The 14,863-nt window shown below is 44.9% G+C and carries 15 protein-coding genes; all 15 read right to left on the bottom strand.

What is annotated here, in order from left to right; translation table 11 throughout:
* Window positions 1–179 precede the first annotated feature (179 nt).
* The gene (locus MKX35_RS12780; protein ID WP_042190154.1) at window positions 180–770 is read right to left on the bottom strand and encodes an anti-sigma factor family protein; all 591 of its coding nucleotides are present in this window, start codon (window positions 768–770) and stop codon (window positions 180–182) included.
* A 5-nt stretch (window positions 771–775) separates the two neighbouring features.
* Window positions 776–1,363: an RNA polymerase sigma factor gene (locus tag MKX35_RS12775; RefSeq protein ID WP_042190156.1), complete on the bottom strand. Its 588-nt coding sequence runs from the start codon at window positions 1,361–1,363 to the stop codon at window positions 776–778.
* Window positions 1,364–2,125: 762 nt separating this feature from the next.
* Window positions 2,126–3,220, bottom strand: coding sequence for a prephenate dehydrogenase (locus tag MKX35_RS12770; RefSeq protein WP_076284570.1), 1,095 nt, complete (start codon window positions 3,218–3,220; stop codon window positions 2,126–2,128).
* Window positions 3,221–3,267: 47 nt separating this feature from the next.
* Window positions 3,268–4,365 (bottom strand): histidinol-phosphate transaminase, encoded by a 1,098-nt coding sequence (gene hisC / locus MKX35_RS12765; RefSeq protein ID WP_076284569.1) that lies wholly within the window; start codon window positions 4,363–4,365, stop codon window positions 3,268–3,270.
* A 59-nt stretch (window positions 4,366–4,424) separates the two neighbouring features.
* Entirely contained in the window at window positions 4,425–5,249 is an 825-nt protein-coding gene (trpA, locus tag MKX35_RS12760) for a tryptophan synthase subunit alpha (RefSeq protein WP_076299579.1), read from the bottom strand.
* The gene (gene trpB / locus MKX35_RS12755) at window positions 5,246–6,445 is read right to left on the bottom strand and encodes a tryptophan synthase subunit beta (protein WP_076299578.1); all 1,200 of its coding nucleotides are present in this window, start codon (window positions 6,443–6,445) and stop codon (window positions 5,246–5,248) included. The genes trpA and trpB overlap by 4 nt, the downstream gene beginning before the upstream one ends.
* On the bottom strand, window positions 6,442–7,119 hold the full coding sequence (locus MKX35_RS12750; RefSeq protein WP_076299577.1) for a phosphoribosylanthranilate isomerase: 678 nt from the start codon (window positions 7,117–7,119) through the stop codon (window positions 6,442–6,444). Before MKX35_RS12750 ends, trpB begins: the two co-directional genes overlap by 4 nt.
* Window positions 7,112–7,942 (bottom strand): indole-3-glycerol phosphate synthase TrpC, encoded by an 831-nt coding sequence (gene trpC / locus MKX35_RS12745; RefSeq protein WP_076284566.1) that lies wholly within the window; start codon window positions 7,940–7,942, stop codon window positions 7,112–7,114. Before trpC ends, MKX35_RS12750 begins: the two co-directional genes overlap by 8 nt.
* The gene (gene trpD / locus MKX35_RS12740) at window positions 7,932–8,972 is read right to left on the bottom strand and encodes an anthranilate phosphoribosyltransferase (protein WP_076284565.1); all 1,041 of its coding nucleotides are present in this window, start codon (window positions 8,970–8,972) and stop codon (window positions 7,932–7,934) included. The genes trpC and trpD overlap by 11 nt, the downstream gene beginning before the upstream one ends.
* 39 nt (window positions 8,973–9,011) lie before the next feature.
* Window positions 9,012–10,577, bottom strand: a complete 1,566-nt coding sequence (trpE, locus tag MKX35_RS12735) for an anthranilate synthase component I (RefSeq protein WP_042190178.1) — start codon at window positions 10,575–10,577, stop codon at window positions 9,012–9,014.
* Window positions 10,578–10,909: 332 nt separating this feature from the next.
* The gene (aroH, locus tag MKX35_RS12730; RefSeq protein WP_042190180.1) at window positions 10,910–11,284 is read right to left on the bottom strand and encodes a chorismate mutase; all 375 of its coding nucleotides are present in this window, start codon (window positions 11,282–11,284) and stop codon (window positions 10,910–10,912) included.
* Window positions 11,278–12,381 carry a 3-dehydroquinate synthase gene (gene aroB / locus MKX35_RS12725; RefSeq protein WP_076299576.1) on the bottom strand — a complete coding sequence of 368 codons (1,104 nt, stop codon included), beginning with the start codon at window positions 12,379–12,381 and terminating at the stop codon, window positions 11,278–11,280. The genes aroH and aroB overlap by 7 nt, the downstream gene beginning before the upstream one ends.
* Window positions 12,382–12,383: 2 nt before the next feature.
* Entirely contained in the window at window positions 12,384–13,553 is a 1,170-nt protein-coding gene (gene aroC, locus MKX35_RS12720; protein ID WP_042190184.1) for a chorismate synthase, read from the bottom strand.
* Between the two features lie 213 nt (window positions 13,554–13,766).
* Window positions 13,767–13,928 carry a hypothetical protein gene (locus tag MKX35_RS12715; protein WP_170880309.1) on the bottom strand — a complete coding sequence of 54 codons (162 nt, stop codon included), beginning with the start codon at window positions 13,926–13,928 and terminating at the stop codon, window positions 13,767–13,769.
* Between the two features lie 107 nt (window positions 13,929–14,035).
* Complete coding sequence (locus tag MKX35_RS12710) at window positions 14,036–14,839, bottom strand: CheR family methyltransferase (RefSeq protein ID WP_076284563.1); 804 nt, start codon at window positions 14,837–14,839, stop codon at window positions 14,036–14,038.
* Window positions 14,840–14,863: the final 24 nt, after the last annotated feature.

The raw sequence follows: 14,863 nt of genomic DNA, 5'->3' as shown, positions 1-14,863 counted from the left end.
ATTATCTCCCCCTTTTCACCCAAGTATTTGTCTCTTAATGTAACATGGATGAAATAAAAAGTCTTCTTTTATGCGTATTAGAATACAAAAAAGCCCCTTATCTTTACATAAAGGGACTCCTACATCATTCTTAACACTATTATATACTGCAATAGTTAAGTCATACATCAATAGACCCTTTATGATCTGCGATATCGATTCAGCCGGGTTAACGAAAACACTGCAAAACCCACGCCAAGCATGGATAACATCATCCAATATTGAGGATGAGTAGGTCCCATATTTACTACAAGCGGTTCAATAATCCCACCTTCAGAGCCTAAAATGGGATAAGTAGAAGTCCATTCCATAGAGCCAGCAACGCCAGTCTCTACAATTCCACTTTGAGCCACAGTGATATCTGCAGGTGTTCTAAACATAGTAAAGTAAAGAACACTAGACAAAAATACCGCCAGGAAGCAAGCGATCCAGAGACTAAGCCTATGACGAACAATGGCAGATGTCCCTGCGGATTTCCCATCCCCTGGCATCAACCAAGGACTCTCTAGATAAATCCGCTCCATAACTTTAACATTTATAACTTCTGCACGCTCTTCACTAATCTCTTCTTTCAAATCATGCATAAGCTGGCTACTCTCTTGCCACAGAGACCATTCAGCAGCGCAGTAAGGACAAGTTTCAATATGTTGTTCGAGCAAAATCCGCCTAGGATGTGTGGGGGGAGCGTCCCACAAGAGCGGAATACATTCTTGCGCTTCCCTGCAATTCATTCGCCTTACACCCTCTCAACCTGCTCTTCAACTTCAGGCTCATTGAAATAGGATTCGAGTTGAAGCTTCACACTACTTCTGGCACGAAACAACAATGATTTCACGGAGCTTACACTCTGATCCAAAATTTCTGCAATTTCTTGATAATCCATCTGATCGTATTCACGCAGGATTAACGCAGAGCGTTGTTTCTCCGGAAGATTATTAATTGCCTCACGAACCAAATTCATCCGTTCTTTACGCAATGCAGCCTGCTCAGGCGCTACTTCAAACGGTGCAACGGGAGTATATCCACTCTCTTCTAGGGATACATTTCCGGCACGATTCTTACGAAGCTCACTTAGCACGGTATTACGAGCAATAGTGTACAACCACGTTGAAAAGGAAGCATCTACCTCTCGAAAGGAATGCAAGCTACGGAATGCCTTGTAGAAAGTCTCCGAACAAAGGTCCTCTGCAATTAGCTCCATTTGTGAGTTTCTAAGCATATGATATACAAATGCCAATATTTTTCGTTGATAACGACGCATTAATTCTGAATATAATTCTGTGTTGCCTTGTTTAATTTCCTGGATCAACTGGGAATCCGTCATGGTGAGATTGGCCCTCCTCGCCCTTGCACGTCTTTTCCCGTCCGGTCCGTACTTATTATACCGGTTTGGGCTTTAAAAGTTGCGCTGGTTTACTACAACTTTTTAGTTTATTACAAGAAGAAACGATATTGTCGACCTTTTATGTAAGACAAACGTTCCTTGTGGGAATTTAAGGGAAAATATATGACGTGCAACTTATCCGTTCTTCAATTTTGAAATACACCTATGTATATTCAAACACCCAATAATTAAGGCATGATGATTGTGATGAATATAAAAAGAAAAATGGCATATTTCTATGAGCATATAAATTTTATAACGAATCTAGAAATATACCAGATCTATTGTATCACAGATTCTCATAGGATGACATTAATAGACTTCAGAGCAGTAATCTCGTCAGCATGACCTGACAACAGATTATAAACGAACATGAAGTTCAACCATAAGACTTTGATCACTGTAATGTGACTTTAATCTCTTTTTAATAAACTGTTGACAAAATGTAAACGTATACATATAATAAAAGTACAGTATGGTTTCTCTCCACTCCTATCCAAATACTACACGGTTCCAATTTATTGTGAACTGTAGCCGCTTACTTTGTAAGCGGTCTTTTTTTGTCCTGTAAGCGCTGTATTAGCCCCACTCATTATTAATACCCTCTTCTGCATCCACTTGAAGCAGTAGCTGTTTTCAACAGTATGCTCTTTCAGATCCTATAACGAAATAAAAGCCCCTCCATATTGGAAGGGCTACTAACTACACATATACGGTATAATCGTGCTGCTGCAGAAGCACCTTCGCACGTTCCATATCGTTCTCCTGTCGAAAAGATAGGCGCATAATACCCGGCACATCTTCACGACTCTCGATGATTTGTACGTTGCTAAGGTTAATGCCTTGATCCCCCAGCTCAGTAGCGATACGACCGATAATCCCCGGATGATCCGGTACATCAATATGTAGGTCAAATAAAGGTGCGATCATGCCTTTACGCCGTTCAGGCAACTGACTGCGGAAGCCATTCGCTTCTTGGAAAGCCTCTTCAATTCCTACGCCATCTTCACTTTCCAGGAGACGAACAAAAGAAGAAACTTCCTCGTTCCAATCCTTCAATAAACGAAGCATTACGGAACGATTGTTCAGCAAAATGTCTCGCCAAATTATAGGATCGCTGGACGCAATCCGAGTGATATCCCGAAAGCCCCCTGCAGCTAGCGTGCTATATAAGGAGTCGGTATCGTCATAGGCACGAATCTGATTTACCAAAGCAACAGCAATAATATGCGGTAAATGACTAATGGCACCTACAATCTCATCATGGCGTTCTGGATCAAGGCGTACTATCTGTGCTCTTGTGTGGTGTAGTAGAGACTCCAGTGCATGATAAGCCTCATCTGGCACTCCTGGAGGAGGCGTCAACACATAATAGGCATTCTCAAATAGTAGTGATGAAGCTGCCTCAACACCTGAGCGCTCTGATCCTGCCATTGGGTGTCCGCCGATAAAATGTACTCCAGGAATATCTAAGGAGACCGCACATGCGGCAATACTAGCTTTCGTGCTTCCTACATCTGTAATAATGCAGCCGGGTTTTAGAGGCAATTTACTTAATTGCTGCAGATAATCCTCTAACATCCCTACCGGTACACATAAAAAAATGAAATCAGCATCAAGTGCCGCTTCTTCAACAGAAAGCGTGGCTTGATCAACCACACCTCTGCTTATATATTTACTCGCGGATTCAGGACGGTGGGCATGTCCTACGACGGTCAGGCCCTCCTTGCCTTTAAAGCAAAGGGCCAGTGAGCCTCCGATCAGACCGACACCGAATATAGCTATTTTTGTCGTCATGTTCTTTGAACTACCTGCCTTTTTTAGTCTAGTCTTGCTGTTTATTACTAAGCGCGCACACCAGACTCTATAAGCGTTTGTTCCAGCGCAGTTATAAACGCTGTGTTCTGTTCAGCTGAGCCCACAGTAACACGAATATAAGTAGGGTAAACTTGATGACCCGCTCTTACTATGATTCCTTTACGCATCAAAGCATCGAAAACCTCGGTTGCAGGTTTACGAACATCTACCATAATGAAGTTCCCGTGTGCAGGGAAGGATTCAAGGCCCAGACGTTTGAATTCACCTTGTAATTGGACAATACCCGCGCTATTAAGACGACGGCATTCCTCCACGTATTCTTGGTCATTCAAGGCAGCAAGAGCCGCGGCTTGCGCAAGACGAGTGGTATTGAAAGGCTCGCGTACCTTGTTGATCAATGAAATAATCTCAGGACTAGCAACGCCATAACCAATACGCAATGCGGCTAAGCCATAAATTTTGGAGAATGTGCGAAGCACAACCAAATTCGTATAACGATTTAATAATTGGATACCGTTGGAGTAAGAAAGATCTGTTACGTACTCACAGTATGCTTCATCAAGAACAACCATTACATTGGAAGGAACAGCATCAAGGAAAGAAACCAAGGCTTCCTCTGGTACAATCGTTCCTGTTGGGTTATTCGGATTACAAATCCAGATAACCTTCGTACGGTCCGTAATACGGGCCAGCATCCCATCCAGATCATGTGTACCATTTACAAGTGGTACCTCGATGGACACAGCGCCTTCGATATCTGCGTTACTCTTATACACAGAGAAGGTCTGGTCAGCCATGATTGTCTCATCACCTGGCAAGAAGAAAGCACGAGCAATAAGAGCAATAATCTCATCAGAACCACAGCCAAAAATAATATTATCGCTGTTCACACCAAGACGGTTGGCAAGTGCTGCCGTCAACTCAACGGCCGATCCGTCTGGATATAGATAAAGATTCTCAAGCTCTGCTAGAATAGCTTCTTTAGCACTCGGGGAAGCTCCATACGGGTTCTCATTGGATGCAAGCTTAATAACCTCACTTAAGCCAAGCTCCTTCTTAACTTCGTCTATAGGTTTCCCTGGTTTGTAGACAGGGAGATTAACTATATTCGGTTTTGGATTCATGAATAGTCCTCGCTCTCCATAGTTGATTACTCCACTATACACAGGTCAAAATGACACTGTTATGGTCTTTTTAATTGTGCCACAAATTCTCGAATTTGCAACAGCCCCTCATTCCGTGTAGCGGGATTATCGAGCAGCGGAATGACCTCTTCTATTTTACGAACAATCGCACTACCTACTACCACGCCATCGCAAATCTGAGCAAAGCGGGCCACCTGTTCGCCAGTTGAGATCCCAAATCCTACAGCCACCGGCAGATCCGTAGCTTGACGCACGGAATCAATAAACGCCTCTACATCAGCATGGAAAGAGGATCGTTCCCCTGTCACACCTAACGAGGATACACAATAGATAAACCCACTCGCACCTGAGACAATCTTCGCAATACGTTCACTTGAGGTCGGTGCAACAAGTGGAATGAGATTAACGCCAACTTCACTACTGCGGCGACGCATCTCCTCTGATTCCTCGACAGGAAGATCTGGAATAATAAGACCACTAATCTCATGAGCATTCAGTTCTGCGAAAAATGTATCCAGCCCCATTTGCAGGATAGGATTGTAATAGGAAAACAAAATAAAGGGCAGGCTGCTTCCGGCTTGACGAGCTTTTAACGCGGTCTCCATACAGGTACGCAGGTGAACCTCCCCCCGCAGAGCTCGTGCAGACGCTCGCTGAATGACAGGGCCATCTGCTAGCGGATCAGAGTAAGGTACTCCCAGCTCCAAAATGTCTGCACCTGCCGCCTCCAGTTCTGCGATGATGGCAAGCGTAGTCTCCAGATCAGGGTCTCCAACCGTCAGAAAAGGAATTAATGCCGTCTGTTCTTCAGCTTTAAGCTTCCGGAATACCAAATCCATCCGGTTTGTAGTTTCGGTTGTCATTCATTTCCCTTCCCTTCTGTGTACGCCATGATCGATTCCACATCTTTGTCTCCCCGGCCTGACAGGCAGATAACAACAATATCATCCTTGGTAAGGGTTGGACCCATCTTCACTACATGGGCTATCGCATGTGCTGACTCCAAAGCTGGAATAATACCTTCCGTTACACATAGCAGCTTCAGTGCATCAAGCGCCTCTGCATCCGTAATCGGAACATATTTTGCGCGTTCGATATCTTTTAAATAGGAGTGTTCAGGACCTACGCCTGGATAATCCAGACCTGCGGAGATGGAATGAGCCTCTGTTACTTGACCATGTTCATCCTGCAGAAGGTAACTCATCGAACCCTGGAATACGCCATGAGTCCCCTTGCTCATCGTCGCCGCATGAAATGGTGTGTCAATTCCCTTACCTGCTGCCTCAACACCAATCATACCGACACCTTTATCCTCTACGAATGGATAGAACATGCCGATAGCATTACTACCGCCGCCTACTGCAGCAACAAGCACATCCGGCAGTCTTCCTTCAGCCTCCAGAATCTGGCGCCGCGTTTCATCACCAATAACCCGCTGAAAGTTACGAACCATCATCGGATAAGGATGTGGGCCTACGGCAGAACCGAGAATGTAAAAAGTATCTTCCACATTGCTAACCCAGTAGCGAAGCGCTTCGTTGCCGGCATCTTTTAAGGTACGCGATCCGGAAGTAACGGGAATTACCTCAGCACCAAGCAGCTTCATACGGAATACATTGAGTGCCTGGCGACGAGTATCCTCTTCCCCCATAAACACCTTACATTCCATACCAAGTAGGGCTGCAACTGTAGCAGTAGCTACACCATGCTGACCAGCTCCGGTCTCAGCGATCACCTTGGTTTTACCCATCATTTTAGCCAGAATTCCCTGACCAATCGCATTGTTAATCTTATGAGCGCCCGTATGATTCAAATCTTCACGCTTCAAATATATTTTTGCTTCTCCCAGATGTTTACTTAGACGTTCCGCATAATACAGTGGGGTCTCCCGTCCGGAATATTGCTTTAATAGATAATCTATTTCTTCTTGAAAAGCAGGGTCTGCCGAATACTTCTCATAGGCTTCCTCCAGCTCAATCAATGCAGTCATCAAAGTTTCGGGCACGAAGCGCCCTCCGAATGAACCGAAACGTCCATGCTGGTCCGGTACTTGTATCATGATTGCTTCACCCTTTCCACAAAAGCTGTCATTTTAATAATATCTTTAACGCCTTCACTCTCTACTCCACTAGACACGTCTACTCCGTACGGAGCATAAGTATCTAGCAACTCTCCTACGTTATTAGGATGAAGTCCGCCAGCCACAAATAACGGCAACCCATTTCGTAGCGCGATTTCCTGATAATCAGGCAACCTCTCCCAAGCGAACATGCGCCCAGACCCGCCGCTCTGCTGAGGATCATAAGTATCTAACAACACAGCATCGACGAAGCCTGCGTATTGTTCCAATGTATATTTGTTATCAGCGTCATCACGCTCTTTATCAGCAACAGACAATGCCTTCCACACCTGAACTTGTGGGAAAGCTTGCCGAACCTTTTGACAAAAGGCTGGACTTTCCTGCCCATGTAGCTGAATGACATCTAGTGACACAACGGAAAGCAGTTCGCTCAGCTCATTCAGCTCTGGATTAACAAAAACCCCTGCAGCTTTAGGTTTTTCACTAGTCTTCCATTGCGGAAGTTCAGCAATCAGTTCGGAAGCACGCTCCAGAGTAACCCTGCGACGACTAGGAGCGAATACAAATCCAATATAATCTAGTGGTAAGTGTAACATAGATTTTAGCACTTCAACGTCCTGAAGTCCACAGATTTTTACCAATGTCTCAGCCATGCCGGACACGGTCCTTTCCATTTGGAAGCATTCCTAGCAATCCATTTACCGCTTCTTCTACATTAGCTTGACGCATTAGATATTCCCCTACGAGGACCCCGTGAGCGCCAGTCGTTCTTAAGTAGTCAATATCACTTGGCCCTGCAATTCCGCTTTCACTGATCACAGGAACCCCTTGAGGTACTAGTGCTGCCAGCTCTGCAGTTGTCTCTAAGGACGTCTCAAAGGTACGCAGATTACGATTATTAATACCCAGCAGAATATTAGGATGTGTTATCTTGTCTGTACTTAATACCACCGCAAGCTCATTCCGATCATGAACTTCGATTAATACATCCATTCCAAGCCCAGTAGCTATTTCAATAAAATGAGACAGTTTATCCGGTGTCAAAATAGCAACGATTAACAACACCGCATCTGCTCCAAGAATACGCGCTTCATAAATCTGTTTCTCATCGATAATAAAATCTTTGCGTAGCAGCGGCAGATTTACAGCTTCCTTCACTTGCTGCAAGTAAGCAGCGCTTCCCTGAAAATAATCCGTATCCGTCAAAACAGATAAACAATCAGCGCCGCCCGCTTCATAACCTTTTGCAATGGAAACAGGATCGAAATCTTCACGAATCAGCCCTTTTGAAGGGGATGCCTTCTTTACCTCCGCAATCAAACCCATATCCCTGTTCTTCCCTTGGGTCAGAGCCTTACGAAAGCCTCTAGTCTGAGGGAGTGCTGCTATATCACGTTCTGCTTGAGCTAGAGAAAAGCTATTACTCAGCGCCTCCACCTCTTTGATCTTTGTAGCGACAATTTTATCAAGATACATAATTAAGCTCCTCCGTCATCACAACAAGCTGTTTCAGCTTGGATAATGCCTTACCCGAGTCCACTACTTCTTTAGCTTTCTCGACGCCTCCGGCCATGGTATCCGCCAGACCCGCAACATATATACATGCTCCTGCATTAGCTAACACGATATCTCGGTAGGGATTGATCTCACCTTGGAGCACAGAGGTAATAATTGCTGCGTTCTCTGCTGCGTCTCCACCCAAAACAGCTTCAAGTGGATGTCTGTTAAGACCTAATCCCTCCGGAGTAATTTCATAAGTGGTCACTACACCCTCTTTTAGTTCAGACACTAATGTAGAGGCAGAGATGCTGATCTCGTCCAGACCATCCGAACTGCTTACAACCATTGCGCGCTTGGAACCTAGCTCCTTCAGTACATTAGCCACCGTCTCCGTCTTATTTCGGTCATAAATCCCTAGGAGCTGACGGTCAGCTCCAGCGGGATTCGTAAGAGGACCCAGCATATTGAAGATCGTACGTACACCAAGCTCTTTACGAGGAGCTGCTGCATGCCGCATCGAAGGATGATAAATTTGTGCGAATAAAAAGCAAATGCCGATACGATCCAGACATTCTCGGGCTTGGTCTGCATTCAGATGAATGTTTACGCCAAGGGCTTCAAGTACATCCGCACTTCCCGCTCTGCCTGAAGCAGAGCGATTTCCATGCTTGGCAACTCTTACAGAACCCGCTGATGAAATAATCGCTGAGGCGGTTGAAATATTAAATTTATGGATGCCGGAACCGCCCGTACCACAAGTATCTAACAAGCGTGCGCGATCAGTCAGTACGGATGTGCCGAACCCTCTCATAGCTTCTGCAAAACCCGTAATCTCCTCCACGGTTTCTCCTTTAATTCGTAAAGCGGTCAGCAGTGAACCGATTTGCGCTTGTGAAGCATCTCCTAGCATTATAGCACCCATTATATCCCGTGCTTCTGTACGTGTCAGATTCTTGCCTTCGATTAGTCCGGCGATTCCTGATTGAATTAATTTCGTTGCATCCATAATGTTCTTCCTCCCAGCCTTAATGAGTTACTATATAAATCAAACCACTTGTTCAGGGGTATATTCGTACATATAATCTTGGTTAATAACTTGTTTTTCTTTCACTTCGGATGGAAACATAGCTTCTGCCATACGAATAGCTTTCAGCATGCCCTTCGCCTTATTCACCGTTTCTTCATACTCTTTCTCGGGAACCGAATCCCAAACGATACCTGCTCCGGCCTGTACGTACGCACGACCTTTCCGGAAGATGATGGTACGAATGGTGATACAAGAATCCATGTTTCCTGAGAACCCTAAATATCCAATTGCTCCGGCATAAGCACCTCGAGCTTCTTTTTCCAGCTCTGCTATAATCTCCATAGCTCGCAGCTTCGGTGCCCCAGAAACCGTTCCGGCAGGCAGACAGGAGAGAAAGGCATCAAAGAAATCTTTATCCTCACTGAGCGTGCCTGACACATTCGATACCATGTGCATGACATGGGAGTATCTTTCAATCTCCATAAAGGAATCACATTTTACTGAACCAAATTTGGATACTCTCCCTAGATCATTACGACCCAGATCAACAAGCATCAGATGTTCCGCACGTTCTTTTTCATCCTCCAAGAGCTCCGCAGCAAACGCCCGGTCTGATGCTTCACTGTCACCCCTTGGTCTAGTTCCAGCAATCGGCCGTGTCTCTACACGATTTCCATCCACCTTTACGAGTGCTTCAGGTGAAGTGCCAACAATAATCTCCTCGTCCATTTTCAAATAGTACATATAAGGAGAGGGGTTAAGAGTTCTGAGCATCCGGTATACATGCAATGGAGAAACTTCCGTTTCAATATGCAACCGCTGTGACAATACCACTTGAAAAATATCGCCTGAGCGAATATATTCCTTCGCCTGTTCTACATTGTTGATGTACTGCTCTTTAGTGAGATTAGAATGAATCTCTCCAAGCTCGATATCCTGCGGAATGCTGCGACGATTCACATTTTCCTTAGGGCCTTCTTTTTGTAGATCTTCGGCCATAGCCTCCAGCTTACGACTCAGACTTTCATAATTGGATCTGATATCCGAATCTGTATCTCCGTCTTTTACATGCAGGTTACCAACAAGCAGAATCTGTTGCTTCACATGGTCAAAAACAATGATCCGATCGCAAAACATAAATCTTATATCATCCATTTGGAGATCATCCACAGGATGCTGAGGTAACTTCTCATAATATTGCAGCAGATCATATCCGAAAAATCCGATAGCCCCTCCAGTAAATGGAGGCATTTCGTCAAGCTTAGGACTACGGTATGAACGAAGTAACGCTTTAAGCTCCTCAATCGGCTTTCCGTATAGTTGCTTCTTCTCTCCGCCGACTTCAACGTTAATTGCACCCTTTTTACCGGATATCATCAAAAAGGGATCGCTACCGATGAACGAATACCGTGCCCATTGTTTTCCACCCTCTACACTTTCAAGTAAGAACGCGCGATCACGTTCAGCGAAACGTTGGAATAATCGGATAGGTGTTTCCATATCCGCGAGCAGTCGCTTTACAACAGGAATCAGATTATAATCCCGCGACAGCTTTACCACCTCTTGAACACTTGGATTCGTCATTGTTAGATGCCCCCTTAGATATATGAATGGTTCCGAAATACAAAAAAACCCTCTACCGAAGTAGAGGGTTTGTGTAAGTAAGTATATGTTTTTGAGCATTGATTAGCATAATTATGTAGTGTTTACAGACTTATCCCTAAATAAGATATATCACTGATAAATGACTTCAGTGCATATCAAAATAAAGACTCTGCTTACACGATACATGCTAATCTAAAAAACTTCTCGCACTCTGCTCAACTATACTCATCTCAACTAAACTAAACTCTTCTATACTCGGCTAACTACACTATACATGATGACGAGGGTCATTGACAACCCACAACTATAATTTAAGACTTGCTCTCTGATAAATCCGGACGTAGCTTCTGAGCCTCATTCAGATAAACGTGGCGAATCTCACGCTGCGATTTATCCGTATTAATCTGTACCATCAACCGGATACACATCGGCAAGCTTCCTTTAACCGGGATTTCCGTTGAACACATAAGTGGAACCATTTCCCAGCCTTCAATCTCACGAATAGCTCTTGCAGGAAAAGTAGCATCCAGATCATTGGTCATCGTAATCCATACATTGCTTATATTCTCAGCTATAACATCATTACGTTCTACGATCTCCCGCAGCAATATAACGGTCTCACGTAAAATCTCTGCCTCTTCGTTCTTAGTCACGGTTGTTGCTCCGCGAATTCCTCGGTTTACCACGGTCTTCCCTCCTTCTTAAGCTCTGCGAGAACCTCTCGCACAAGCGACTCCTGCACATCGTTCACAATGCTTACAGAGCCTATGGAATCAGGCACGATAAAGGTCATCTTGCCTTCCTTGAATTTCTTATCATGCATCATAGCGTCCATCAGTTCATCTTCATCATACTCGGAAGGAAGCCGTACAGGCAGTGACAGCGCGGTCAGCATAGATACAGTATCCTCATAAATGGAAGTATCCCGCCCAAGCTTCGCAGCCAATAGCGCTGAACCCGCCATCCCAATCGCAATCGCTTCTCCGTGCAGAAACACACCATACCCACCAACTGCTTCAATGGCATGTCCGATCGTATGTCCAAGGTTCAATATCGCTCGAAGTCCATGCTCACGCTCATCATTCGCCACTACATCTGCCTTAATTGCACAGCCACGCTCTAAAGCATAACCTAAGGCTTCGACATTCAGCTCTAGCAGCTCTTCGGCATGATCACGACACCAATATACGAACTCTTTGTCCACGAGGAGACCGTGCTTTAACACTTCAGCCAGACCTGATGACACTTGCCGTGCTGGAAGAGTACTTAGTGTATCCAAATCGTAGAGTACCATTGACGGTTGATAAAAAGCACCTATCATATTTTTGGCTAATGGATGATTGACCGCCACTTTACCACCCACACTACTATCATGAGCTAGGATCGTCGTCGGAATTTGCAGAAAGCCGATTCCACGCATATAGGTTGCTGCTACAAATCCTGCTAAATCGCCAACCACGCCGCCGCCTAAAGCTAGAACTGCTGAATTGCGGTCTAATCCTGCTTGAATCGCGGTTGTCATGACTTCTTCATACACGGCTAATGATTTAGAGGCTTCACCTGCCGTCATTATGTGACTAACCACAGTATAGCCGTGAGAACGCAAAGCTTCTTCAAGAGCCGGCAAGTACCTTGGCGCTACTTCAGTATCACTCACTACTAACAGTGGACTACGCTCCGAAAATCCGGCCTCAGTACAATAATGGGCGATGTCCTTTAGTAAACCACTACCGATAAGAATAGGATACGAGCGGTCGCCCAAATCTACATTAATAGTACGCATAATTAGTAGCTCTCCAGCTGTGATAGGTAATTTTCATAGTTCGCTTTAATTTCTTCCAGTGAGTCGCCACCGAATTTATCAAGGAAAGCTTTTGCGATTTCCCAAGCTACTACGTTTTCCAGAACAACACACGCCGCTGGAACTGCACAAGCGTCGGAGCGTTCAACTTGCGCTGTAAATGGTTCTTTCGTGTCAATATCCACACTTTGAAGCGGTTTATAAAGGGTAGGGATCGGCTTCATGACACCGCGAACTACAACCGGCATGCCGTTAGTCATACCACCTTCAAAACCACCTAAGCGATTACTTGCACGGTAGTATCCTTTAGAAGCTTCATACATAATTTCATCATGGACTTGCGATCCACGCAATTTGCCAGCTTCAAACCCAATGCCAATTTCAACGCCTTTGAATGCATTAATCGACATTACGGCCCCAGCGATTGCTCCGTCAAGCTTCCGATCAGACTGTACATAACTGCCAAGTCCGATAGGAAGTCCTTCGACGATACATTCAACGATTCCACCGATGGAGTCTCCCTCTTCCTTAATCTGATCTATGTAAGCCTCCATCTTCTGTTCCGTTTCTTTGTCGACAACTCTGACAGAGGACTGTTCTGTCCGCTCAATCAGCTCATCAATAGGCAGATCGTTAGCAGGCGCTTCAATTTCACCGATACGAATAACTTGCCCTGCTACCTTCACGCCAAAAGCTGCAAGCAGCTGTCTGGCTACAGCGCCACATGCAACTCTGGCTGCTGTTTCGCGAGCACTGGAGCGCTCCAGTACGTTACGAAGATCTGTATGGTTGTACTTCAATCCGCCATTCAGGTCTGCATGGCCAGGACGCGGCCGATTTACGCGGCGTTTTTCTTCGTCACTGCCAGGAATAGGCTCGATATTCATGATGTTCTTCCAGTGGGTCCAGTCTTTATTCTCTACTACCAAGGCTACTGGAGCACCTGTAGTATAGCCATGACGCACTCCACCTACAATTTGTGCCGTATCTTTCTCAATCTGCATGCGACGTCCACGTCCATAACCCTTTTGTCGACGCTGCAATTGAAAATTAAGCTCTTCAAAATCCAATGTCAAATTACTTGGCAATCCCTCAATAATGGCCGTAAGCTGGGGGCCGTGCGTTTCCCCCGCTGTTAAATAGCGCAAACTCATGCTGCGTTCCCCCTTTTATACTTTTAAACTGTAAACCGCTAAAATCCTAATGATCTTTGCTCATTATAGTATAGGCAATCCTCTTTGACAAGAAAGGGATCTCCCTAAAACGACTCCATTCGCGACAAAATGAATTGGTTTTTGTGTAAAGAAAAAGCGCCATTCATACTCTAAAGAGTATGAATGGCGCTCCTCGGCTCGGTCCGGCACTTGTTAGCTTCCGATCCGCTGACTTGTTGAAGGAAATGTAGACTTACGCTCTTCCAGTTGCAGAAGGCGCTTCAATTGCATTTCTTCTACACCGAGAATTTGCCCGCACTCACGAACGGTAATAAAGCCTCGTTTGTACGCGGCAATGACCTTGCTTTTGTCCATCGGTTTAACGATCCTTTCGCTTAGCTTACAGATTCTACTACCCAGTATCACTGAACGATAGCGAAAGTATACCTATAAAAGTACACAGACGAAGGAGCAAGAAGTATTTATTTTTTACGATAGAAAAAGGTTTCCGTCGATTCAAAGCCATATTGCGCTGGCGTAAAGATCTGCTCTGTACTACCTACAAACAAATACCCGCCTGGACGTAAACTAGCCGAGAACTTATGGTAGAGCTTATTCTTCGCCTCTTCAGTAAAATAGATCATTACATTGCGACAAATGATAAGATCAAAACCCTCATCGAACTTGTCCAGCAGTAGGTTCTGTTTACGGAAATCTATGTTTTTCTTAAGCGTGTCGCTAACTTTGAATAAATGACCCTCGGGTTTAAAGTAACGCGCAGCAACATCCTTAGGCACATCCTTTAAAGAACGTTCCAGATACAAACCTTGCTTTGCTTTGGAAAGCGCACCGTCGTCAATATCCGTAGCCAGAATGCCAGTCTGCCCCAATAAATTCTTATCCGATAAAATCATAGCCAGCGTATAGGGTTCTTCTCCAGTGGAACATGCAGCGCTCCACAGTTTCAATCTGCGACCAGATTGTTGTATGTCAGGAAGAATGATATCTCGCAGTACTTCCCACCGATTCGGATTCCGCCAAAACTCGGAGACATTAATCGTCATTCGGTCCAAAAATTCATAAAATAATTCCTTGTCCTTCATCATTGCGGCAAAAAAATCACTAAAGGTTTGATATCCATTCTTCACACGAAGAGTCGTTAAACGCCGCTTCATCTGCGCTTCTTTATACTGAGCCAGATCAATTCCGGTGCTTTGCTTAACATGATGAATAAACCCGATGTAATCTGAATCTGCTGTTAATGCTGCAACATTACGATCAGACATGTTAATCCCCCGCCTCCCGCTTGG

The organism is Paenibacillus sp. FSL R5-0923 (assembly GCF_038009145.1).
Classification (GTDB): domain Bacteria; phylum Bacillota; class Bacilli; order Paenibacillales; family Paenibacillaceae; genus Paenibacillus_AQ.
The sequence above is the reverse complement of the archived record's forward strand: the minus strand, read 5'-3'. Positions and strand labels throughout refer to the sequence as shown.

Coding starts and splice junctions, on each gene's coding strand:
- aroB (WP_076299576.1), bottom strand. CDS start 12,381: ATGCGTACTATTAATGTAGATTTGGGCGACCGCTCGTATCCTATTCTT.
- trpE (WP_042190178.1), bottom strand. CDS start 10,577: ATGACGAATCCAAGTGTTCAAGAGGTGGTAAAGCTGTCGCGGGATTAT.
- MKX35_RS12715 (WP_170880309.1), bottom strand. CDS start 13,928: ATGGACAAAAGCAAGGTCATTGCCGCGTACAAACGAGGCTTTATTACC.
- MKX35_RS12770 (WP_076284570.1), bottom strand. CDS start 3,220: ATGACGACAAAAATAGCTATATTCGGTGTCGGTCTGATCGGAGGCTCA.
- trpC (WP_076284566.1), bottom strand. CDS start 7,942: ATGTATCTTGATAAAATTGTCGCTACAAAGATCAAAGAGGTGGAGGCG.
- hisC (WP_076284569.1), bottom strand. CDS start 4,365: ATGAATCCAAAACCGAATATAGTTAATCTCCCTGTCTACAAACCAGGG.
- aroC (WP_042190184.1), bottom strand. CDS start 13,553: ATGAGTTTGCGCTATTTAACAGCGGGGGAAACGCACGGCCCCCAGCTT.
- MKX35_RS12775 (WP_042190156.1), bottom strand. CDS start 1,363: ATGACGGATTCCCAGTTGATCCAGGAAATTAAACAAGGCAACACAGAA.
- MKX35_RS12750 (WP_076299577.1), bottom strand. CDS start 7,119: ATGGCTGAGACATTGGTAAAAATCTGTGGACTTCAGGACGTTGAAGTG.
- MKX35_RS12780 (WP_042190154.1), bottom strand. CDS start 770: ATGAATTGCAGGGAAGCGCAAGAATGTATTCCGCTCTTGTGGGACGCT.
- trpA (WP_076299579.1), bottom strand. CDS start 5,249: ATGACAACCGAAACTACAAACCGGATGGATTTGGTATTCCGGAAGCTT.
- trpB (WP_076299578.1), bottom strand. CDS start 6,445: ATGATACAAGTACCGGACCAGCATGGACGTTTCGGTTCATTCGGAGGG.
- trpD (WP_076284565.1), bottom strand. CDS start 8,972: ATGGATGCAACGAAATTAATTCAATCAGGAATCGCCGGACTAATCGAA.
- MKX35_RS12710 (WP_076284563.1), bottom strand. CDS start 14,839: ATGTCTGATCGTAATGTTGCAGCATTAACAGCAGATTCAGATTACATC.